We start from the raw sequence: 22,158 nt of genomic DNA, 5'->3' as shown, positions 1-22,158 counted from the left end.
CGTGCCGCTCCCGTTTCCGTCCCGTGCGGTGACTCTGCCGGATCGCCGCCCGCTCGCGGTACGGGTCGTGGTCCAGGACGCGGACCGAACCGCCCTCGGGGCGGGCCGGCCCCTCCAGCAGCTCGGCCGAGGTCTTTCCGGCGCGGTCCGTGCCGTGCGGGGCGAAGAGCTCACCGGGTGCCGTGGAGCGTGAGATCCCGCTCACTTCCTCGAAGCCGTCCGGGCAACGCCGTCGCAGAGCGTCGGCGGCGCCGGTTTCCGAGCGGGAAATGCCGTCGCTGGTCATGTCTCCAGACTTCCGCCGGAGCTCGGCCGGGAGCAGTGCGCGCTGTCATCACTGCTCATGACATACGTCATGGGAAGACAACAGAAACGTCAAAGGCCCCGGTCGAAAATCGACCGGGGCCTTTGAATCAAGAGCGGACGACCAGGTTCGAACTGGCGACCTCAACCTTGGCAAGGTTGCGCTCTACCAACTGAGCTACGTCCGCATTGCTGCCACTCGGCTTTCACCGGTGGAGCGCTCACTACTCTACCTGATCCACTGAGTGGATCGGTAAGGCAGTGCAGAGCGGGTGACAGGAATTGCACACTGCGCCTTCCCCCTGGAAGGGGGATGTTCTACTACTGAACTACACCCGCACGCTGCGTCGGACTCGGCTTTTCGGCCTTGCCCTTCGGCGTGCTCCAGACTCTAGCCGACCAGCAGGGGTGTTGTGCAAGTCGGCTCCCCGGGGCGTCGCCCCGGGGGTCTCGCCCGCGGGTAACCGGAAGAGAACATTCCGGGCGCGGTCCTCAACTGGCGGCCTGGAACGCCTCGTAGACCTTCTTGGGGATCCGGCCGCGGGCCGGCACCTCCATCCGGTGCGAGCGGGCCCATGCGCGCACGGCCGCGGGGTCGGGCGCGAGCGAGGTGTGGTGGTACGACACCGGCGCCTTGCCGCGCTTGCCGGTATTTGTCTGCTTTCGGCCGGCCGCCACGTACGGAGCCAGTGTCTTGCGCAGTTTCTTTGCGTTGGCGGGATTGAGGTCGATCTCGTACGACTTCCCGTCCAGGGCGAAGGTGACCGTTTCCGCCGCTTCTCCCCCGTCGATGTCGTCGGAGAGCGTCACCACTACACGCTGAGCCACGGATATCGGTCCTTTCCTGCGGCACCGTCGCGTCTGACATGCGCTGATGCCGGCCTTCCGGCGGCTGGGCGGATACGGATCGACGGGTGTCGACTGTTCCGGGGCAATCGTGCTTTCCCCGGTATTCATTTGTACAGCGGCAGGAGGCGCATTGTGAAGCCCGCTCAATTACATCCGCGTGTTGCCTCCGTGTGCCCGCGTGCAATCCGGGTGAAGATTTTTTTCCTGGGCTTTCCCTGTGCGTAGTCCGGGTCCGTTATCACGGCGTGATCGGAGTTGCTTGATATCTACCCGCGTAGAATTTCTGGCCAGGTACGCTGAGTGGACCCGCGGGGATCTGGGGAACCCCTCGGAGACACAGCCGCACCACACCACCGGGAGTGCCAGTGGCACGCGTCGTAGTCGACGTCATGCTCAAGCCGGAGATCCTCGACCCGCAGGGACAGGCTGTGCAGCGCGCACTGCCCCGTCTCGGCTTCGACGGAATCGCGGACGTTCGTCAGGGAAAGCGTTTCGAGCTCGAGGTCGAGGGGCCGGTCGACGATGCCGCCCTCGCCCGTATTAACGAGATGGCGGAGACCTTCCTCGCCAACACAGTCATCGAGGACTTCACCGTCAAGGTGGAGGAGGAGAAGTGACCACCCGTATCGGAGTCGTCACTTTTCCCGGCACGCTCGACGACCAGGACAGCCTCCGGGCCGTGCGGATCGCGGGTGCCGAACCCGTATCCCTCTGGCACCGCGACAAGGACCTCCACCAGGTCGACGCGGTGATCCTGGCGGGCGGATTCAGTTACGGCGACTATCTGCGCGCCGGCGCCATCTCGCGTTTCTCGCCGGTGATGGAGACCGTCATCGCGCAGGCGAAGGCCGGCATGCCGGTCCTCGGTATCTGCAACGGTTTCCAGATCCTGACCGAGGCACACCTGCTGCCCGGCGCGATGCTGCGCAACAACCACCTCCACTTCATCTGCCGCGACCAGAAGCTGCGGGTGGAGAACGCGGAGACGGCCTGGACCTCGGACTACACGGCTGGCCAGGAGATCTCCGTACCGCTGAAGAACGTGGACGGCCGGTACACCGCCGACGAGCGCACGCTCGACGAGCTGGAGGCCGAGGGCCGCGTCGCGTTCCGCTACGCCGACGTCAACCCGAACGGCTCGCTGCGCGACATCGCCGGCATCACCAACGCCGCGGGCAACGTCGTCGGTCTGATGCCGCACCCGGAGCACGCCGTCGAGCCGCTGATCGGCACCGGTCGCACCGACGGCCTGGGTTTCTTCACCTCGATCATCAAGAAGCTGGTCAACGCATGAGCCTGGACACGGTCAAGCACGCGGCCGAAACCCCGGACGCCGGACAGCCCTGGAAGGAGCTCGGCCTCAAGGAGGACGAGTACGCCCGGATCCGCGAGATCCTGGGCCGCCGTCCCACCGGCGCCGAGCTCGCCATGTACTCCGTGATGTGGTCCGAGCACTGCTCCTACAAGAGCAGCAAGGTCCACCTCAAGCAGTTCGGCGAGAAGGTCCCCGAGAACGACGCCATGCTCGTCGGGATCGGCGAGAACGCCGGTGTCGTCGACGTCGGCCAGGGTTACGCGGTCACCTTCAAGGTCGAGTCGCACAACCACCCCTCGTACATCGAGCCCTACCAGGGCGCGGCAACCGGCGTCGGCGGCATCGTCCGCGACATCCTCGCCATGGGTGCCCGCCCGATCGCGGTCGTCGACCCGCTGCGCTTCGGTGCGGCCGACCACCCCGACACCCGCCGGGTGCTGCCGGGCATCGTCGCCGGCATCGGCGGCTACGGGAACTGCCTCGGCCTGCCGAACATCGGCGGCGAGGTCGTCTTCGACGCCTGCTACCAGGGCAACCCGCTCGTCAACGCCGGCTGCATCGGCGTGATGAAGCACGAGGACATCCACCTGGCCCAGGCCTCCGGGCCCGGCAACAAGGTGATCCTCTACGGCGCCCGCACCGGCGGCGACGGCATCGGCGGCGTCTCCGTGCTGGCCTCGGAGACCTTCGACGACACCAAGCCCACCAAGCGCCCCGCCGTGCAGGTCGGCGACCCGTTCCAGGAGAAGCTCCTCATCGAGTGCACCCTGGAGATCTTCAAGGAGAAGCTCGTCGCGGGCATCCAGGACCTCGGCGGCGCCGGGCTCTCCTGTGCCACCTCCGAGCTGGCCTCCGCGGGCTCCGGCGGCATGCGCGTCGAGCTGGACACCGTGCCGCTGCGCGACTCCTCCCTCTCGCCCGAGGAAATCCTCATGAGCGAGTCGCAGGAGCGCATGTGCGCGATCGTCGAGCCGCAGCACGTGGACCGCTTCATGGAGATCTGCGAGAAGTGGGACGTCATCGCCACCGTCATCGGTGAGGTGACCGAGGGCTCGCAGCTGGAGATCTTCTGGCACGGCGAGCAGATCGTGGACGTACCGCCGCGGTCCGTGGCCCACGAGGGCCCGACGTACCACCGGCCGTTCGCCCGCCCGTCCTGGCAGGACGCGCTCCAGGCCGACGACGCCGGCAAGCTGGCCCGTCCGGCGAACGGGGCGGAGCTGCGCGAGCAGGTTCTCAAGCTGGTCGGCTCCCCGAACCAGGCCTCCAAGTCCTGGATCACCGACCAGTACGACCGCTTCGTGCAGGGCAACACCGTGCTCGCGATGCCCGAGGACGCCGGCATGGTCCGGATCGACGAGCAGTCGAACCTGGGCGTGGCCATGGCGACCGACGGCAACGGCCGCTACGCCAAGCTCGACCCGTACACGGGCGCGCAGCTCGCGCTGGCCGAGTCGTACCGCAACGTCGCCGCTTCCGGCGCAAAGCCGCTCGCCATCTCGGACTGCCTGAACTTCGGTTCGCCCGAGGACCCGGACGTCATGTGGCAGTTCGCCGAGGCCACGCGTGGTCTCGCGGACGGCTGCCTGGAGCTGGGCACCCCGGTCACCGGCGGCAACGTCTCGCTGTACAACCAGACCGGGGAGACGGCGATCCACCCGACGCCCGTCGTCGCGGTGCTCGGTGTGATCGACGACGTCACCCGGCGCACGCCGGTCGCGTTCGCCGAGGAGGGCCAGCTGCTCTACCTCCTGGGCGACACCGCCGAGGAGTTCGGCGGCTCGGCGTGGTCCGAGGTCGTCCACCAGCACCTGGGCGGTATGCCGCCGAAGGTCGACCTGGGCCGCGAGAAGCTGCTCGCCGAGATCCTCATCTCGGCCTCCCGCGACGGCATGATCGACGCGGCGCACGACCTCTCCGACGGCGGTCTGATCCAGGCGGTCACCGAGTCCTGCCTGCGGGGTGGGAAGGGTGCCCGGCTGGTCGTCCCGGACGGTCTGGACGCGTTCACCTTCCTGTTCTCGGAGTCGGCCGGCCGTGCGGTCGTGTCGGTTCCGCGCAGCGAGGAGCTCCGCTTCAACGACATGTGCGGTGCGCGGGGTCTGCCCGTCGCCCGCATCGGTGTCGTGGACGGCGAGGAGATCGAGATCCAGGGCGAGTTCAGCATTCCGCTGAGCGAGCTGCGCACGGCGCACGAGGGGACCCTGGAGGGTCTGTTCGCCTGAGTCACCCGCCGCTTGTCGCGAAGCCCCCGTCCGGTCGTCCCGGGCGGGGGCTTTGCCGTTTCCGGCCCTGGACTTCTCTCCGAGGGGCTGTCAGTACCGGCTGCTAGCTTGGGGAACGTTGCGCAGGGGGCGCACGGGGGGACGGTTATGGACGAGTCACGCGGTACGCGACCGGGCGGCGAGCCCCGGCCGTTGCCCGGGCGCGGGCGCGACGTGGCCAACAAGCTGCTGTGCGTGCTCGCCGTGGTCGGCATCGGGCTGAGCATCTGGGCCTTCGTGCAGGAGTTCATCGACCTCAGGGACAGGGACGAGAGCCGCAGGCGCATCACCGAGGCCTGCGGCGGTCTCATCGATCCCGACCCCGTCCTCGGGCTGAACGGCGGCGGGATCGACCGGGTCAAGCTCTCCGACGAGTACGAGACCGATCTCGCCGAGCGGTCCAGCGGCTGCCTGGTCTACAGGGTCGGAGACCCGGGAACGACCTACGGACACTTCTCGATGGCCGTCCTGCGGCGCTCGGCCGAGCCGGACGCCGAGGAGACCGATGCGGACGAGACGGAGATCGACGAGACGAGTGACGAGCCGTTCCGCCAGCCGTACGGCGACGAGGACAGGACCACCGGGCCGGTCCTCAGCCATGCCCTTCCGCATCCGCTGGGAGACGGCAGGCTGGGTGAGTACGACGAGTACAAGGTGACGGCGCGGGCGCTCTGCGAGAAGGGCGGAGCCATCTCCTCCATAGAGGTGTCGGCCGTCGCCCGGTACGACGAGCGCGTCACCCCCGAGGACCGGCGCACGCTCGCCGGTCTGGCCCGCCAGGCGGCGGACCGGGCCGCCGGACGGACGGGATGCCGGGCCGAGCTCCCGGAGCTGCCGGCCACACTCGCCGCGCCCGCGACGGAGTTCGGCGCCCCGGCGAGTACGGGCGGCACCTGCGCCTGGTACCAGCGTTTCCTCGCCACCGAGGAGCGCGGACAGCTCCCCGACAGGGCGCTGGCCGCCCCGGCGGGGAAGGCGAGCGACCATGACGCCTGTCTGCTGACGGTGGGGGAGAAGGAGACCCGCAGGATCTATCCGGGCTTCGTGAAGACCTCGGACTATCCGCAGTCGCTGGGCAACGTGCTGAAGCACTTCCCCTGGTGGGTGAAGACCGAGACGTATGTCGGCGACGGGACGCGAGGGCTGCGCACCGCGCACTTCAAGCAGCCGACCGAGCTCGCACCGGGCACGGCGGGCACCGACTCCGGGCAGACCTGGTGGGCGTCCTCGGTCTGCTCCGGCCGGCCGGCCCTGCACGTGATGTGGGTGTCCTATCCGTACGACCGGATAGCCGCCGACCGGCTGCGGGCGCTCTTCAGGGCGTACGTCGACGACGCGACGGAGCGACGGGGCTGCACCGGCACCGTCCACCCCGACGCGGCGGACTTCCCCAAGAGGTGAGCGGACGGGCCCCGGCGGCCGGTGCGGTCCGACCGGAGCACGGGGCACTGTCGTAGGCGCCGGTTAGTCTCGCACCCATGCCACCGGCCAAGAAGCGCCCTCGCGCCTACGACCTCGCCCGGACGCGGACCGCAGTCCTGGCCCAGTTCGCCCACGTACGGGAAGCCGTCCGCGTCCTGACGCCCGAGCAGCTCGCCCTGCCGGGGCTGGGGGAGTGGACGGTGCGGGAGCTCGCGGCGCATCTGACCATGGCCCTGGGCGGGGTGAGCCGGGCTGTGGAGCTCCCGGTGCCGGCCGGGGGGCCCAAGCCGGAGACCGCGCTGCTGGAGTGGCCGTTCTCCACCGCCAGAAGGGCTGCCGGGATCGCCGACTTCACCAGGGAACTCGCCGCGGAGCGGCCCGACCTGGACGCGCTCTGCGCGGAGACGGAGGCGCGGTTCACCGAGCGGGTGCCCGCCGGCTTCGACGACCGGCTGGTGACGGCCGGGGCGGGGACGATGCGGCTGGGCGACTTCCTGGTCACCCGCACCGTCGAGCTCGTCGTCCACACCGACGACCTCCACCGGGCGACAGGCCTCGACATCCCGTACGACCGCCAGGCGCTCGCCGCCTGCACCCGGCTGCTCGCCGACGCGCTCGCGGACAAGGCGCCCGGCGGCTCGGTCGAGGTGCGCGTCCCGCCCTTCGCCGTCGTCCAGTGCATCGGCGGCCCGAAGCACACCCGGGGCACACCGCCCAACGTCGTGGAGACGGACCCGCTCACCTGGATCCGGCTCGCGACCGGTCGTGCGCGGTGGACGGAGGCGGTCGAAGCGGCGCAGGTCAGCGCGAGCGGTGAGCGGGCCGACCTCGCCCCGTTGCTGCCGCTGATGGGCTGAGGGGGAACCGGATCGGCTGGTCGATCCGTCCCAGGGCCATGCGCAAACAACGTATGGCTGTCAGCGTCCTGGCCCTTCTCACTCTTGCCGCCTGCGGTACGGAGTCGGGCTCCGGAGCGGGATCCGGAGACTCCGAGTCCGGTGACGGCAGTGGCACCGTACGGACCGAGCTGCCCCTGACCGGTGTCCACTGGAGCGTGTCCTCCCTGACCGTGGACGGCAAGAAGACCGCTGCTCCGGAGGGTGCCCATGTCGAGATCGGATCCGGGGGGAAGGCGACCGGCAATCTGGGCTGCAACCGCTTCTCCGCCGATGTGCGTGTCGACGGCACCGCCGTGACCGTCGGGCGGAGCACGACCACGGGCATGGCGTGCGAGAAGGAGGTCCAGCGGTTCGAGACGGCGCTGGGCGGCGCTCTCGGCGGGAAGCTGGAGGCAGCGGTGGCCGGCAGCGGGGACGAGAAGACACTGACCCTGACCACGGCGGAGGGCGCCTCCATCGTCCTGACGTCCGAGCCCCCGGCCCCGCTCACCGGCACCGCGTGGAAGGTCACCGGGCTGGTCTCCGGAAGCACCGCCTCCTCCCTGCCCACGGGCACGCAGGACGGGACGCGCTTCTCCTTCACCGAGGACGGTTCGGTGGAGGGGAGCCTCGGCTGCAACTCCTTCCACGGCAAGGCGGCGGTCTCCGGCTCCACGATCACCTTCGGCCCGCTCGCCTCCACCAGGAAGATGTGCCCGGGACCGCAGATGAAGCTGGAACGCGCACTGCTCGCCGCGCTGGAGGGGAAGGCGGAGTACGCCATCGACCACCGCACCCTCTCGCTCACGGCGAAGAGCGGCGAAGGGCTTACCGCGACGGCCTCGGCGTCCAAGGACTGACCACCGCGGCCGCCGGAAGGGGAGCGGGAGCAGCCGGGGCCGGGCCGACCGGGTACGGGGTAGCCCAGGCCCCGGCCTGCCCAGGCCCCGGCCTGCCCAGGCCCCGGACAGCCCGGGCCCCGGACAGCCCGGGCCCGGGCCGACCCGGGACGGATGGCTCAGGAAGCCGTCGGATACGGGAGCAGGCCCGCGTTCGTCTTCTCCCACGACGCCCGCAGCTCGGCCAGCAGTTCGGGCTCGGCCTTCGCCCGGTCGGCCTGCTCGCGCTGGTCCTCGCTCAGCTGGAAGAGCTGGTCGGCCCCGCTCTTCCCCCTGTAGTACTTCCAGTCGCCGCGCCGCAGCGCCCGCTCGCCGCGCACGCGCCAGAACAGGTCGCGCTCCTTCGGCTTCTCGTCCCGCAGCAGGTAGCCGGCGAGGCTGACGCCGTCCAGGGCGTAAGCGGGGTCGGGCCGCGCACCGCCGAGTTCCAGCAGGGTCGCCGTCCAGTCGGGCGAGAACACGGGGAGATCGCTGACCTGATTGCCGTTGATGCGCGCGGGCCAGCGCAGCACCGACGGGACCCGGATGCCGCCCTCCTGGAGCGAGCTCTTGTTGCCGGACAGGGGCCAGTTGTACGAGAAGCGCTCGCCGCCGTTGTCGCTGGCGAAGAAGACGAGCGTGTCCTCCTCCTGGCCCGACCGCTTCAGGGCCTTCAGCACCTGGCCGATCGAGCGGTCCAGGTCCTCGACCATCTCCGTGTACTTCTCGACCGAGCCGCCGTCGGCGTTCCAGAGCGCCGATCTGTCGCCGGCCTTGATACGGCGGACGATCTCGGCGCTGGCCTCCGTGTCGCCGTCGGCGATCCACGGCCAGTGCGGGGTGGTGAAGTTCAGGTTGAGCAGCCACGGCTTCTCGTGGTCGCGCCGCACGTATTCGCTCGCGCGCTCCGTGAGGACGCGGGTGTAGTAGCGCAGGTCCTTGTATTCGGCGTCGCCCTCGTACAGGTCGTACTCCCCGGCCAGACCGAGCTTCGAGTAGTACTCCAGCGCCCCGCCGAAGTTTCCGAAGAACTCGTCCCAGCCCGACTTGGTCGGGCTGTAGTCCGGCAGGTAGCCGCAGTGCCACTTGCCGATCAGCGCGGTCGAGTAACCGGCACCGCGCAGCAGGGACGCCAGCGTCGGGTGGGTCGGTTCGAGGCCGACGGACTTGTCGGCGATGGGCTCCGCGAGCCCGCCCTTCGTACGCCCCGGGTAGCGGCCCGTGTAGAGGCTGAACCGGGTGGGGGAGCAGGTCGCGGACCCGGAGTAGGCATCCGTGAAGCGGACGCCCTGCCGTGCGAGCGCGTCCAGGTGGGGGGTGCGGATGTGCGGGGCGCCGTAGGAGGAGAGATCCGCCCAGCCGAGGTCGTCACCGAGGATGAAGAGGATGTTGGGTCGGCGGGCGTGCTTGCCCCGGGCGGCGCGGAAGGGCTGCTCCCGCGGTACGTCCCCGGATGCCGCACCCGAGGCCGCGGCGGCCGGGGTGGCGGCCTGTATCCCGACGGCGGCGGTGGCCGCCGTCGCTCCCACGGCCGTGGTGAAGGCGCGGCGGCTCAGCGGCGCCTCGACAGACTTTTCCGTACTGACGTTCGAATCGCGAGAGGGCATGAGGTCTCCTGGGCGGGCCTCGGGCGCCGGAAGGAGCGGCGCACGGGGGAGAGGGACACGACGGAACCCGCCGCAGACGGGCGTACGCGGACGCACACCCGGTCATGAGCAGGCGGAAAGGAGGGCGGAACGGAAGCTCTGCGGAACGAGGGTTCTGCGGAGCGGAAGCTCTACCGAGGCCAGGGAAGGGCCCGGGAGCGTGACAGCTCAGGCGCGGCGACAGATGGCGCTCGCGACACGTCCCAGATCGACATGGCGGCGCTCCACGAGCGTGACCGAAAGATCACCGAGGGGCTGCATGAGGCAGGAGCCTGCCAACAGGCCATGACCGTGTCAACGGCGATCTCGAAGTGCGGACGCCCGTCCCGGCGCCCGGACCCCGTCACGGCGGCGCGGCCCAGCCCGAACCCGCACCCCGGGCAGCCCCCGTACCGGCTCGCGGTCCGCCCGTACCCGGCTGACGCGGTCCGCCCGTACAGGCGAGCCAGGTCTGCTCGTACCGGCTCGCACGGCCCGCCCGTACCCGATCGCAAGGTCCACGGACCGGGATCGCGGGCCGCTCCTGGACCGCACCAGGAGCGTCCCGGGCCGGCCGAGGGCCCTCCGAGGTGGCCCGGGGGCCTCTCCGCACGGGCCGCCCGGTGTGAGGCTCGACACGAAACGAGCGTTCGGCCACCCCTCGCTCCGCATCGGACCCCGGCTCACCGAGCGCCACGAGAGCGTCCGCGCGGGCGCCGGGCCGTCGGGACCCCGGACCCGCCGGTAACCGCCGCGCATCCCCGCAACGACCGTCCTGCCGGGGTCCGGGGAGCGGGGAGGAGAACAGGCCATGATCACCCGGAGTAGTCGAACCGAGCGGCCCGCGGTGCCTGCGGAAACGGCCCCGGGGGCACGGCCTCACCGGTCGTAGGACCCCTCTGGGGCGGTCACCCAATTCGGACCGGTGGTCGATCTCGCCTACACTCGGTGCCGTGCCTCGTGGTGATGGACGACTCAACCACGACCTGCTCCCCGGAGAAAAAGGCCCCCAGGACGCTTGCGGCGTCTACGGTGTCTGGGCTCCGGGCGAAGAGGTCGCCAAGCTCACCTATTTCGGACTGTATGCCCTGCAGCACCGTGGACAGGAGTCCGCGGGCATCGCAGTGAGCAACGGGTCCCAGATCCTGGTCTTCAAGGACATGGGACTGGTCTCGCAGGTCTTCGACGAAACGTCTCTGGGATCGCTCCAGGGCCATATCGCGGTCGGTCATGCCCGCTACTCCACCACCGGTGCCTCGGTGTGGGAGAACGCGCAGCCGACGTTCCGTGCCACCGCGCACGGCTCGATCGCCCTGGGTCACAACGGCAACCTGGTCAATACGGCCCAGCTTGCCGAGATGGTCGCCGACCTTCCCCGTAAGGACGGTCGCGCCACCCAGGTCGCGGCGACGAACGACACGGATCTGGTGACCGCCCTGCTCGCCGGACAGCGGGACGAGAACGACAAGCCGCTCACCATCGAGGAGGCCGCCGCAAAGGTGCTCCCCGAGGTCAAGGGCGCCTTCTCGCTCGTCTTCATGGACGAGCACACCCTCTACGCCGCCCGCGACCCGCAGGGCATCCGCCCCCTGGTCCTCGGCCGGCTGGAGCGTGGCTGGGTGGTGGCCTCCGAGTCCGCCGCCCTCGACATCTGCGGCGCCAGCTACGTCCGTGAGATCGAGCCGGGCGAGCTCGTCGCCATCGACGAGAACGGCCTCCGCACCTCCCGCTTCGCAGAAGCGAAGCCCAAGGGCTGTGTCTTCGAGTACGTCTATCTGGCCCGCCCCGACACCGACATCGCCGGGCGGAACGTCTACCTCTCCCGTGTGGAGATGGGCCGGAAGCTTGCGGCCGAGGCCCCCGTCGACGCCGATCTGGTCATAGCAACGCCGGAATCCGGAACCCCCGCGGCCATCGGCTACGCCGAGGCGAGCGGAATTCCGTTCGGGTCCGGACTGGTCAAGAACGCCTACGTCGGCCGGACCTTCATCCAGCCTTCACAGACCATCCGCCAGCTGGGCATCCGTCTCAAGCTGAATCCGCTCAAGGAAGTCATCAAGGGCAAGCGCCTGGTGGTCGTCGACGACTCGATCGTCCGCGGCAACACCCAGCGCGCCCTGGTCAGGATGCTCCGCGAGGCGGGCGCGGCCGAGATCCACATCCGGATCTCCTCCCCGCCCGTGAAGTGGCCCTGCTTCTTCGGCATCGACTTCGCGACGCGCGCCGAACTGATCGCCAACGGCATGTCCGTCGACGAGATCGCCACCTCCATGGGGGCCGACTCGCTCGCGTACATCTCGCTCGACGCGATGGTCGAGGCGACGACGATCGCCAAGCCGAACCTCTGCCGCGCCTGCTTCGACGGTGAATACCCGATGGAGCTCCCGGACCCGGAGCTGCTCGGAAAGCAGCTGCTGGAGACCGAGCTGGCGGCCGGCCCCGCCGCCACCGCGGCGGCCGACGCGCTGCGTCGTCCGTGACCCGGACCGACCGGCCGCTTCCCCACCAGCCCCGTATTCCCACACGAAAGAACCCGGGCAATGTCTGAGACAACAGGTGCTTCCTACGCTGCGGCGGGCGTCGACATCGAAGCCGGTGACCGTGCCGTCGAGCTGATGAAGGAGTGGGTGAAGAAGACGCAGCGCCCCGAGGTCGCGGGCCTCGGCGGTCTCGGCGGGTTCGCCGGCCTCTTCGACGCCTCGGCGCTCAAGCGTTACGAGCGTCCGCTGCTCGCCTCCGCCACCGACGGCGTCGGCACGAAGGTCGACCTGGCCCGGCAGATGGGCGTGTACGACACGATCGGCCACGACCTCGTCGGCATGGTCGTCGACGACCTGGTCGTGTGCGGCGCGGAGCCGCTCTTCATGACCGACTACATCTGTGTCGGCAAGGTGCATCCCGAGCGTGTCGCGGCCATCGTGAAGGGCATCGCCGAGGGCTGTGTCCTGGCGGGCTGCGCCCTGGTCGGCGGCGAGACGGCCGAGCACCCGGGTCTGCTGGGCGCCGACGACTTCGACGTCGCGGGTGCGGGCACCGGCGTGGTCGAGGCCGACCGGCTGCTGGGTCCGGACCGTATCCGTAAGGGTGACGCCGTGATCGCGATGGCGTCCTCCGGTCTTCACTCCAACGGGTACTCGCTCGTGCGCCATGTGGTCTTCGACCGTGCCGGCTGGACGCTCGACCGCCAGGTCGAGGAGTTCGGCAGGACGCTCGGCGAGGAGCTGCTGGAGCCCACCAGGATCTACTCCCTGGACTGCCTGGCGCTGACCCGCACGACCGAGGTGCACGGCTTCAGCCACGTCACCGGCGGCGGCCTGGCCAACAACCTGGCCCGGGTGATCCCGGACGGTCTGCACGCCACGGTGGACCGCGCCACCTGGACGCCCGGCGCCGTCTTCGACCTGGTCGGCAAGGCCGGACAGGTCGAGCAGCTGGAGCTGGAGAAGACGCTCAACATGGGCGTCGGCATGATCGCGATCGTCCCGGCCGACTCGGTGGACGCGGCGCTGACGACGCTGGCCGACCGGGGTGTCGACTCCTGGGTCGCCGGTGAGATCACCGAGCGTGGGGACCACGCCACGGGCGCCGAGCTGACCGGAAGCTACGCACGCTAGGACACCGTCACCACCGGCCCGGCACTCCAGCGGGCCGGTGGGCCGGTGGCGGCCGGAGCTCCGCGCGGCTCATGGCCCGCAGGCTTCGTCCGTTCCGGACCGGGACAGCACAGAACCCGGTCCGGGCAGGCCCGGACCGGGTCGATGTGTCAGCGCGAGGTCAAGCGCCGCGGCGCTGTGACGACGGACCGGACTGTTCGTCCTCGTCCGCGTCCTCGTCGTCGTTGTACAGATCCGCGTACTGTGCGTACGGGTCATCTTCCTCGTCGTCGTCCTCGAACGGCTCGGCGTTCGGTGGTTGACTCGAAGGCGATGCGCCCAGCTCATTGGCCAGACGCGACAGGTCAGTCCCGCCGCTGCTGTACTTCAGCTGGCGGGCGACCTTTGTCTGCTTGGCCTTTGCCCGGCCGCGCCCCATGGCTCGACCCCCTCGGTGACGGGGCTCGACGGCCCCAGAGTCTTGACACGCGTTCATGTTTCAGGACGGACTCTCAGCAGAGAGACCGCGCCCGTGGCTTTAACGGTACCTGCTTCCTCGGCCATACGGTACGCCGCCCGCATCACGTGCCTCCGTGCAGGACCGCGGAGGAGCCCGTCCTCGCTGGTCACACCCGATTTTAACCTCTTGTGGGCGGCCGACCCGCCGACCGGAGTGAGTCTTGTCTCCCCACGGCCGGCGGACCGTCCCCCGGCCGTGCGGAGGCCCCCGGTCACCGGGCCGGACGCACGGTCCGGTGACGGGGGGCCGACGGTGCGGTGACGCCTCAGCGACGGCGGGCTTCGGCCATCCGCTGCTCGGCGATGCGGTCGGCCGCCGCGGCCGGCGGAATCCCGTCCACCTTCGCACGTGCGAATATGGCCAGCGTGGTGTCGAAGATCTTCGACGCCTTCGCCTTGCACCGGTCGAAATCGAAACCGTGGAGCTCGTCGGCCACCTGGATCACGCCACCGGCGTTCACCACGTAGTCGGGTGCGTACAGAACCGATCGGTCGGCAAGGTCCTTCTCCACGCCCGGGTGCGCGAGCTGGTTGTTGGCCGCGCCGCACACGACCTTCGCCGTGAGCACGGGCACGCTCGTGTCGTCGAGCGCACCGCCCAGCGCGCACGGGGCGTAGATGTCCAGGCCCTCCGTGCGGATCAGCGCGTCCGTGTCCGCGGCCACGGAGACCTCGGGGTGCAGGTCGGTGATCCGGCGTACGGACTCCTCGCGCACATCGGTCACCACGACCTCGGCGCCGTCGCTCAGCAGGTGCTGGACCAGGTGGTGTCCGACCTTGCCGACGCCCGCGACACCGACCTTGCGGCCGCGCAGCGTGGGGTCGCCCCACAGGTGCTGGGCGGACGCGCGCATGCCCTGGAAGACGCCGTACGCGGTGAGGACGGAGGAGTCGCCGGCGCCGCCGTTCTCGGGGGAGCGGCCGGTGGTCCAGCGGCACTCCCTGGCGACGACGTCCATGTCGGCGACGTAGGTGCCGACATCACAGGCGGTCACGTAGCGCCCGCCGAGCGAGGCCACGAACCGGCCGTAGGCGAGGAGCAGTTCCTCGGTCTTGATCCGCTCCGGGTCGCCGATGATGACGGCCTTGCCGCCGCCGTGGTCGAGGCCGGCCATGGCGTTCTTGTACGACATGCCGCGCGAGAGGTTCAGCGCGTCCGCGACGGCCTCCTCCTCGGAGGCGTACGGATAGAAGCGGGTGCCGCCGAGGGCGGGGCCCAGGGCGGTGGAGTGGAGGGCGATGACGGCCTTGAGGCCGGTGGCACGGTCCTGGCAGATCACGACTTGCTCGTGGCCCCCCTGATCCGAGTGGAACAGGGTGCGCAGTGCGTCGACAGGTACGCCGGTCACATCGGTCACTGTGGTGACTCCCAAGTACGAAGCGGCGGATGACCCTCCTGAAGGTGGGGAGGGCCGCGGACCGGCCGGCACCCGGCCGGTCCGACTGGGCAAGAGCGTAAGTCCTCGTGACACGTAGATCTGTTCCACTGCACCGGATCACCCCCCTGTGGAGTACCGGCGTGACACGATTTACCGCATGTCGGTGGTGTCTTCGGTGCTCGTCCCTTACGCGTCCTACCTGCGGGTGTACGAGCCGCTCGCCGCCTTCCGGGAACCCGAGCGGAGTCACTGGACGCGCTATGCCCAGCGCTCCGAGCTCCCCACGGCCCAGGACGAACTGCGTCGCTCGCTGGCGGACTTGGTTCCCACGCCCCCGGTGGCGGTTCCGGTGCACGAGAGCGACGACGCCTTCGTGGCGCTGGTCGACGGGGTGGTCTGCGTCTGCCCGTGGCGGACCCGGATGCGCGGATGGATGGCGCTGAGTGAACTGGGGGGTCTGTTTTCGGCCACCGTGCTCGACGCGGTGCTGCCTCCGGTGGTGCGGGGTCAGGCGGCCGCGGACTACGAGCGGTGGGCCGAGCGGAACCCGGACGCCCGTCCCTGGATCAGGACCACGGTGTGGCACGTACCGGTGCGCTGGTTCGTGCTCTTCGACGACGAGGAGCGGGAGTACGTCGCCGCCGGTGCCGGCGGCGGCCGGCCGCTGATGCGCTACCGGACGCCGATGGTGCAGGCCAGGCGCCGGCTGGCGAGGGCGCTGCGGACCCTGCGGGAGACCGTCGACGAAGGGCCGCTGACCGAGGGGCTCGTGGAGGTGGGGCGCTGGCTGGAGGAGTTCCATCCGCGCGCCCTGGTGGAGCTGGACTACGGCGGCCTGGTGCACGCGCTCAGCGATGAGCGGCTCGCGGCCGACCGGTCGGCCGCGGATGTGGCCGAGGGCATCGCGGCTCTGCGCGCCGGGGACACCGATGCGGCGGGTGTGGCGTACGGCCGTCTCGCCGAGCGCTGGCGGGCCGTGCGGGACATGCAGTCCTCCAACTAGCCCGAAGCCGTGTGAATTGGAACGCACCGTCGCATAGAGGCGCTATCGGCAGGGAAGGTACACCGTGTGAGGTGTCCGACATCTGCGGGCGCCGAGGGAGCGCGGTGGAGGTGAACGGAGATGCCCTGAGGGGATCTGACGGGCTGTGAACCGGCTCCGGGTGTGATGCGTGTGACAGGCGAGGCGGGAAGTGGCTCATGTGGTGCGGGACCTACGTCCCGAACCGGGCCTTTGCCTCAAGCGTGACGGATAGCACTAACGGGGCCCTTGCGCCCTTCCCTACTCCTCATGCCAAAATAGGACAAGGAGTCCGGGGAGGACTCTGTCCGCCCAACTATGGGCGGAATGCTCTGCATTGCACGCTATGGGGGGTCTGACGACTTCTGGCGACTCCTGGTCGTCCTGTGACTGATCGTTACTGGGGCGTGACTGTCCGCTATGGCATGGTCCATCGGCTTCCGTCGCTGATGAACACCTGGGAGGGCAATTCCATCGGTTTGGCCGACGTGGCTGGACGGATGGTGTAGTTGTAGTGCCGAGGACAAGCCGTTCGTCCTATAACCGACTCGGCCCGCGTCCGCCATTTCGGGCAACGCGGGTCAAGGTGCAGAATTTAGAGGAAAGAACCGAGAAGGTTCGGTTCTCCCGAGGAGGCCGCTCATGACCGCTCGCACCCCTGATGCCGAGCCGCTGCTGACCCCGGCTGAGGTTGCCACGATGTTCCGCGTGGACCCGAAGACGGTCACCCGTTGGGCAAAGGCTGGCAAGCTCACGTCCATCCGCACGCTCGGTGGACATCGCCGGTACCGCGAGGCAGAGGTCCGCGCACTGCTTGCGGGTATTCCGCAGCAGCGCAGCGAGGCCTGACACACCCCTGTCGCCGCAGCCACAACAGGGCGCTGAAGGGTCCCCCAACCCTTGGAGTGCCCACTCATAGCTCCATACGACGGGCGCCTGCCCCAACGGGCGCCATGCCTGTGACATGTGGGTACGTCGTTGAATCGCGCTGGACTCCGCCGGGTCCAGCGCGATTTTTCATGCCCGGGGCGTGCGGGGGGGCGTGCTGAGGGCGCCCCCGGGATGTGTGCACCGGGAGCCGGTGCCCGGGAGTGCCCGAAAGGGCCCTGACGTCTGCCCGAACCTGCCGACGGGTCGGTTTGCGGGGACGTCCGCGTGCGGGTGTGGGCGGGCCTGTTCGGGCCTGTTCGCCCGGTTCCCTGGCGTCGTGGGCCGGCTCGGGCGGAACGGCCCGGGATGTACGCGGGAGGAGTGCAATTGCACATATTAAATTCGTCAGTTGTAGGAAGTGCGTAAAGTCCACCCTGTCCAAAACTGGTGAAGTGACTCCCGTCACAGTGGCGTGGACGTTCCACCTACGAGCCTGCCACGGCGCGAAGGCGGCCGGCTGCGGCAGTTGGTCATGCGGCGGGAGGGCTTTCGTCCTTCTCCGGCCCGCCCGGCTCCCCCTGGGAGGGGTGCGGGCCGGCCACCGCTCCCCGCCCCCTTCCGGGGGCGTCGGCGGCGGTTTCCGGGGCCGGCGGCGGACCGTCCGTCGTGCGGGGCTCCCGCGAGCTGTACGGCGCCTGTGGGGCCGTCAGGGGCTCCATGGCGAGCCGCAGCAGGCGGTGGCAGATCGGACAGTGCCGGGTGAGATGGCGGTAGCCGGAAGCGGCCGCCAGATGGGCGCGCAGCAGCGCGCGGGTCTCGTGCCTTTCCGTGGGCGCAGACATGCGTGCGGCCTCCCGGTGGACCCGGCCGCCCCGCGTCGAGGGAAACAGGGGCGGACTCCGTCCTACGGAGTTACCGGCGGCACGCGCCCGCGTCAAGACGCACGAAAGCCCGGATCCAGGGGATCCGGGCTTTCGTCACTGCGGTCCTGACGGGATTTGAACCCGCGGCCTCCACCTTGACAGGGTGGCGAGCACTCCAAACTGCTCCACAGGACCAGGTTTTCGCTTCCGGCCTTGCGGCTGGCTGCGAAGACAGACTCTACAGGAGGTCCCGGGGCCAGGTCGAACTCACTCAGCGTGCGGGTGCCACTACGGCCCGGCGGAGGGCCCGTTCACGGTGCCGCCGCGTCGATCGCCTTCACGATCCGCTTGTCCGACACGGGCTGAGCGGTGCCCAGCGCGTGCGCGAAGTAGCTCACCCGGAGCTCCTCGATCATCCAGCGGATGTCCAGGACCTCCTGGGGCACGGGCCGTCCCTGCGGGAGCTGTTCGAGCAGCCAGGCGTACTCGTCCTGCATCTCGTGGACCTTCTCCATGCGCGTGGTGTCGCGCTGGACGTTGGTCGGCATCTGCTGGAGCCGGCGGTCCTCGGCGACGAGATAGCGCATCAGGTCGGGCAGTCGGGGCAGCCCGGTCGCGGTGACGAAGCCGGGCGGCACGAGGCGGGCGAGGTGGTCCCGCACGTCCGTGACGTTGTTGATCAGGACCAGGCTGTTCGTGGACTTCAGCCGGCGCTCGCAGGCCTGCCAGGCCGCCAGGATCTGCTGCACCTGGCCGATCGTGCGGACGGTGAGGTCCACCAGGTCGGCGCGCACCTTGTCGTACAGCTTCCGGAACGAGGCCTCGTCCCAGGCCGGGCCGCCGTGCGCGGCGATCAGCCGGTCGGCAGCCGCCGTCGCGCAGTCGTCGAACAGTGCCTGGACGGAGCCGTGCGGATTGCGGGACAGCGCCAGCTTCTGCTGGTTGCTGAGCTTGTCCGAGGCGAACTTGGCGGGGTTCACCGGGATGTTCAGCAGGATCAGCTTCCGGGTGCCGCGCCACATCGCCTGCTGCTGCTCGGCCTCCGTGTCGAAGAGCCGTACGGCCACGCTCTCGCCCTGGTCGACGAGGGCCGGGTACGCCTTCACCGGCTGGCCCGCCCTCCGGGTCTCGAAGACCCGGTTCAGCGTGCCGATCGTCCAGTCGGTGAGCCCCGACCGTTCGATGGACTCGCCGGAGGGCCCCGCGGTGGCTGCCGCGGCCTTGGAGAGCGCCTGGCGCGCCTTGGGGCGCAGCTGGATCTTCAGCGCCTCCAGGTCCTTGTCCTCGGCGACCTTGCGGCGCCGTTCGTCGGTGATCCGGAACGTGATCTTCAGATGGTCCGGGATGCGGGTCAGGTCGAAGTCGTCGGCCGTGACGGGCACGCCGACCATCCGCTGGAGCTCACGCGCGAGCGTGAGCGGCAGGGGCTCCTGGAGGGGGACGGCGCGGTCGAGGAACTTCGTGGCGTAGTTCGGGGCCGGGACGTAGTGCCGGCGGATCGGCTTGGGCAGCGAGCGGATCAGCTCGGTGACCACCTCCTCGCGCAGGCCCGGGATCTGCCAGTCGAAGCCCTCGGAGGTGACCTGGTTGAGGACCTGGAGCGGGATGTGGACGGTCACACCGTCGGCGTCCGCGCCCGGCTCGAACTGGTAGGTCACCCGGAATTTGAGCTTCCCCTGGCGCCAGGAGTCCGGGTAGTCGTCCTTGGTGACGGCCCCGGCCTTCTCGTTGATGAGCATCGAGCGCTCGAAGTCGAGCGCGTCGGGCTCGTCACGGCGCTTGTGCTTCCACCAGGAGTCGAAGTGCGCGCCGGAGACGATGTGCTCGGGGATGCGCTGGTCGTAGAAGTCGAAGAGCGTCTCGTCGTCCACGAGGATGTCGCGGCGCCGGGCGCGGTGCTCCAGCTCCTCGACCTCGCCGAGCAGTTTGCGGTTGTCGTGGAAGAACTGGTGGTGCGTGCGCCAGTCCCCCTCGACCAGGGCGTTCCGGATGAACAGATCGCGGGACGCCTCCTGGTCGATACGGCCGAAATTGACCTTGCGCTGGGCGACGATCGGTACGCCGTAGAGCGTCACCCGCTCGTACGCCATGACCGCGGCCTGGTCCTTCTCCCAGTGCGGCTCGCTGTAGGTGCGCTTCAGCAGGTGCTGGGCGACGGGCTCGATCCACTCGGGTTCGACCTTCGCGTTGACCCGCGCCCACAGCCTCGACGTCTCGACCAGCTCGGCCGACATCACGAAGCGCGGCTGCTTCTTGAACAGGGCGGAGCCCGGGAAGATCGCGAACTTGGCGCTGCGGGCGCCGAGGTACTCGTTCTTCTCGGTGTCCTTCAGCCCGATGTGCGACAGCAGTCCGGCCAGCAGAGAGGTGTGCACCGCCTGCTCGGGAGCGTCCTGGTCGTTGAGCTCGATGCCCATCTGCTTGGCGACCGTACGCAGCTGGGAGTAGATGTCCTGCCACTCACGGATGCGCAGGAAGTTCAGATACTCCTGCTTGCACATCCGGCGGAAGCTGGAGGAGCCGCGCTCCTTCTGCTGCTCCCGGATGTAGCGCCACAGGTTCAGGAACGCCAGGAAGTCGGACGTCTCGTCCTTGAAGCGGGCGTGGTTCTGGTCGGCCTGGGTCTGCTTCTCCGAGGGCCGCTCGCGCGGGTCCTGGATGGAGAGCGCCGAGGCGATGACCATGACCTCGCGGGCACAGCCGTTGCGTTCGGCCTCGATGACCATGCGGGCCAGCCGGGGGTCCACGGGCAGCTGGGAGAGCTTGCGGCCCAGCGGGGTGAGCCTCTGCCCCCGCTTCCCCTCCTGGGAGGACTTCTCCGCCAGTTCCAGCGCGCCGAGCTCCTGGAGCAGCTGGATGCCGTCGCGGATGTTGCGGTGGTCCGGCGGGTCGATGAAGGGGAACTTCTCGATGTCGCCGAGACCGGCCGCGGTCATCTGGAGGATGACGGAGGCGAGGTTGGTCCGCAGGATCTCCGGGTCGGTGAACTCCGGACGGGTCAGGAAGTCGTCCTCGGAGTACAGCCGGATGCAGATGCCGTCCGACGTACGGCCGCAGCGGCCCTTGCGCTGGTTGGCGCTGGCCTGGGAGATCCGCTCGATCGGCAGCCGCTGGACCTTGGTGCGGTGGCTGTAGCGGGAGATACGGGCGTTGCCCGGGTCGATCACGTACTTGATGCCGGGGACGGTCAGCGAGGTCTCCGCGACGTTCGTCGCCAGAACGATCCTGCGTCCGGTGTGGCGCTGGAACACGCGGTGCTGCTCGGCGTGCGAGAGCCGGGCGTAGAGGGGGAGTACCTCGGTGTGTCTGAGGTTGCGCTTGTTCAGCGCGTCCGCCGTGTCGCGGATCTCCCGCTCGCCGGAGAGGAAGACCAGCACGTCGCCCGGGCCCTCGTGGTCCAGCTCGTCCACCGCGTCGCAGATCGCCGTGATCTGGTCGCGGTCGGAGTCGGCGGAGTCCTCCTCCAGGAGAGGGCGGTAGCGCACCTCCACCGGATATGTACGCCCGCTGACCTCGACGATGGGCGCCTCGCCGAAGTGCTTGGCGAAGCGCTCCGGGTCGATCGTCGCCGAGGTGATGACGACCTTCAGATCGGGGCGCTTGGGCAGCAGCCTCGCCAGATAGCCGAGCAGGAAGTCGATGTTCAGCGAACGCTCGTGGGCCTCGTCGATGATGATCGTGTCGTACGCGAGGAGCTCGCGGTCCGTCTGGATCTCGGCCAGCAGGATGCCGTCCGTCATCAGCTTCACGAAGGTCGCGTCCGGGTTCACCTGGTCGGTGAAGCGCACCTTCCAGCCGACGGCCTCGCCGAGCGGGGTCTTCAGCTCGTCCGCGACGCGCTCGGCGACCGTGCGCGCGGCGATCCTGCGGGGCTGGGTGTGCCCGATCATGCCCCGGACGCCGCGCCCCAGTTCCATGCAGATCTTGGGGATCTGCGTGGTCTTGCCGGAGCCGGTCTCGCCCGCGACGATCACGACCTGGTGGTCGCGTATCGCCTCCAGGATCTCGTCCTTCTTCTGGCTGACCGGAAGCTGCTCCGGGTACGACAGAGCGGGCATCCGCGAGGCGCGGCCCGCGAGCCGCTCGGACGCCTTGCCTGCCTCGGCGGAGATCTCGTCCAGAACGGACTGGCGGGCCTCGGGCTTACGGATGCGTCGGGCACCCTCGAGCCGGCGGCCGAGCCGGTGCGCGTCGCGGAGCGAGAGCTGCCCGAGCTGGGACTGGAGATCGGCGAAGGAAGTAGACATACGGACCCCAGGATCTCACCCGGGCGCGAGGAGTGGCGAACGCATTTCGCGCGGGCCCCGTCACTTCCGCCCGAGGGCCCTGTCCCTTCCGCCGCGTGTCCGCCACGAGGCAGTCGCCGAGCGCGACGAGAC

17 protein-coding genes, 3 tRNA genes and 1 pseudogene are annotated in these 22,158 nt (G+C 69.6%); 10 read left to right on the top strand and 11 right to left on the bottom strand.

Going from position 1 to position 22,158, the window contains the following annotated elements; translation table 11 throughout:
• Positions 1-19: 19 nt before the first annotated feature.
• From ACWCQM_RS06065 to ACWCQM_RS06050, 4 genes and pseudogenes are all read right to left on the bottom strand, one after another.
• Positions 20-286 (bottom strand): annotated as a pseudogene (locus ACWCQM_RS06065) (ABC transporter ATP-binding protein); the annotation flags it as partial.
• Between the two features lie 132 nt (positions 287-418).
• Positions 419-491 (bottom strand) — tRNA-Gly (locus ACWCQM_RS06060).
• Between the two features lie 79 nt (positions 492-570).
• A tRNA-Gly gene (locus tag ACWCQM_RS06055) sits at positions 571-642 on the bottom strand.
• A 153-nt stretch (positions 643-795) separates the two neighbouring features.
• Positions 796-1,131, bottom strand: a complete 336-nt coding sequence (locus ACWCQM_RS06050; RefSeq protein ID WP_198959799.1) for a histone-like nucleoid-structuring protein Lsr2 — start codon at positions 1,129-1,131, stop codon at positions 796-798.
• A 386-nt stretch (positions 1,132-1,517) separates the two neighbouring features.
• On the opposite strand from ACWCQM_RS06050, the gene purS reads away from it, so the two are divergent.
• From purS to ACWCQM_RS06020, 6 genes are all read left to right on the top strand, one after another.
• The gene (purS, locus tag ACWCQM_RS06045) at positions 1,518-1,769 is read left to right on the top strand and encodes a phosphoribosylformylglycinamidine synthase subunit PurS (protein WP_033296931.1); all 252 of its coding nucleotides are present in this window, start codon (positions 1,518-1,520) and stop codon (positions 1,767-1,769) included.
• Positions 1,766-2,446 carry a phosphoribosylformylglycinamidine synthase subunit PurQ gene (gene purQ / locus ACWCQM_RS06040; protein ID WP_073750899.1) on the top strand — a complete coding sequence of 227 codons (681 nt, stop codon included), beginning with the start codon at positions 1,766-1,768 and terminating at the stop codon, positions 2,444-2,446. The genes purS and purQ overlap by 4 nt, the downstream gene beginning before the upstream one ends.
• Positions 2,443-4,692 (top strand): phosphoribosylformylglycinamidine synthase subunit PurL, encoded by a 2,250-nt coding sequence (purL, locus tag ACWCQM_RS06035; RefSeq protein WP_450914124.1) that lies wholly within the window; start codon positions 2,443-2,445, stop codon positions 4,690-4,692. Before purQ ends, purL begins: the two co-directional genes overlap by 4 nt.
• A 147-nt stretch (positions 4,693-4,839) precedes the next feature.
• Positions 4,840-6,132, top strand: coding sequence for a hypothetical protein (locus ACWCQM_RS06030; RefSeq protein ID WP_450914123.1), 1,293 nt, complete (start codon positions 4,840-4,842; stop codon positions 6,130-6,132).
• Between the two features lie 77 nt (positions 6,133-6,209).
• Positions 6,210-7,010, top strand: a complete 801-nt coding sequence (locus ACWCQM_RS06025; RefSeq protein ID WP_450914122.1) for a sterol carrier family protein — start codon at positions 6,210-6,212, stop codon at positions 7,008-7,010.
• A gap of 53 nt (positions 7,011-7,063) precedes the next feature.
• Positions 7,064-7,891 carry an META domain-containing protein gene (locus ACWCQM_RS06020; protein ID WP_450914121.1) on the top strand — a complete coding sequence of 276 codons (828 nt, stop codon included), beginning with the start codon at positions 7,064-7,066 and terminating at the stop codon, positions 7,889-7,891.
• 158 nt (positions 7,892-8,049) lie between these two features.
• Here the strand turns inward: ACWCQM_RS06020 and ACWCQM_RS06015 are convergent, their stop codons facing one another.
• Together ACWCQM_RS06015 and ACWCQM_RS06010 are read right to left on the bottom strand one after the other, a co-directional pair.
• On the bottom strand, positions 8,050-9,516 hold the full coding sequence (locus tag ACWCQM_RS06015; RefSeq protein WP_450914120.1) for a sulfatase family protein: 1,467 nt from the start codon (positions 9,514-9,516) through the stop codon (positions 8,050-8,052).
• Positions 9,517-9,723: 207 nt separating this feature from the next.
• On the bottom strand, positions 9,724-9,816 hold the full coding sequence (locus ACWCQM_RS06010) for a putative leader peptide (RefSeq protein WP_359415444.1): 93 nt from the start codon (positions 9,814-9,816) through the stop codon (positions 9,724-9,726).
• 671 nt (positions 9,817-10,487) lie between these two features.
• Here ACWCQM_RS06010 and purF point away from each other — a divergent pair.
• Both purF and purM read left to right on the top strand, forming a co-directional pair.
• Complete coding sequence (gene purF, locus ACWCQM_RS06005; RefSeq protein WP_073750907.1) at positions 10,488-12,014, top strand: amidophosphoribosyltransferase; 1,527 nt, start codon at positions 10,488-10,490, stop codon at positions 12,012-12,014.
• Between the two features lie 60 nt (positions 12,015-12,074).
• Complete coding sequence (purM, locus tag ACWCQM_RS06000) at positions 12,075-13,148, top strand: phosphoribosylformylglycinamidine cyclo-ligase (RefSeq protein ID WP_073750909.1); 1,074 nt, start codon at positions 12,075-12,077, stop codon at positions 13,146-13,148.
• A 160-nt stretch (positions 13,149-13,308) separates the two neighbouring features.
• On the opposite strand, the gene ACWCQM_RS05995 is transcribed toward purM, so the two are convergent.
• Positions 13,309-13,566, bottom strand: coding sequence for a DUF3073 domain-containing protein (locus ACWCQM_RS05995; protein WP_073750911.1), 258 nt, complete (start codon positions 13,564-13,566; stop codon positions 13,309-13,311).
• Positions 13,567-13,912: 346 nt separating this feature from the next.
• Positions 13,913-15,004 carry a Leu/Phe/Val dehydrogenase gene (locus ACWCQM_RS05990; RefSeq protein WP_450914119.1) on the bottom strand — a complete coding sequence of 364 codons (1,092 nt, stop codon included), beginning with the start codon at positions 15,002-15,004 and terminating at the stop codon, positions 13,913-13,915.
• A gap of 178 nt (positions 15,005-15,182) precedes the next feature.
• Between ACWCQM_RS05990 and ACWCQM_RS05985 the strand changes: the two genes are divergently transcribed.
• Positions 15,183-16,028, top strand: coding sequence for a hypothetical protein (locus tag ACWCQM_RS05985; protein ID WP_450914118.1), 846 nt, complete (start codon positions 15,183-15,185; stop codon positions 16,026-16,028).
• A 660-nt stretch (positions 16,029-16,688) separates the two neighbouring features.
• Positions 16,689-16,895 carry a developmental transcriptional regulator BldC gene (gene bldC, locus ACWCQM_RS05980; protein WP_003949541.1) on the top strand — a complete coding sequence of 69 codons (207 nt, stop codon included), beginning with the start codon at positions 16,689-16,691 and terminating at the stop codon, positions 16,893-16,895.
• Between the two features lie 551 nt (positions 16,896-17,446).
• On the opposite strand, the gene ACWCQM_RS05975 is transcribed toward bldC, so the two are convergent.
• The 3 genes from ACWCQM_RS05975 to hrpA form a co-directional block, all read right to left on the bottom strand.
• Complete coding sequence (locus ACWCQM_RS05975; protein WP_450914117.1) at positions 17,447-17,758, bottom strand: DUF6274 family protein; 312 nt, start codon at positions 17,756-17,758, stop codon at positions 17,447-17,449.
• Between the two features lie 141 nt (positions 17,759-17,899).
• A tRNA-Asp gene (locus ACWCQM_RS05970) sits at positions 17,900-17,974 on the bottom strand.
• Between the two features lie 116 nt (positions 17,975-18,090).
• Positions 18,091-22,026, bottom strand: a complete 3,936-nt coding sequence (hrpA, locus tag ACWCQM_RS05965; protein ID WP_450914116.1) for an ATP-dependent RNA helicase HrpA — start codon at positions 22,024-22,026, stop codon at positions 18,091-18,093.
• Positions 22,027-22,158: the final 132 nt, after the last annotated feature.

This window comes from Streptomyces sp. NPDC002125 (genome assembly GCF_053593715.1).
The sequence above is the reverse complement of the archived record's forward strand: the minus strand, read 5'-3'. Positions and strand labels throughout refer to the sequence as shown.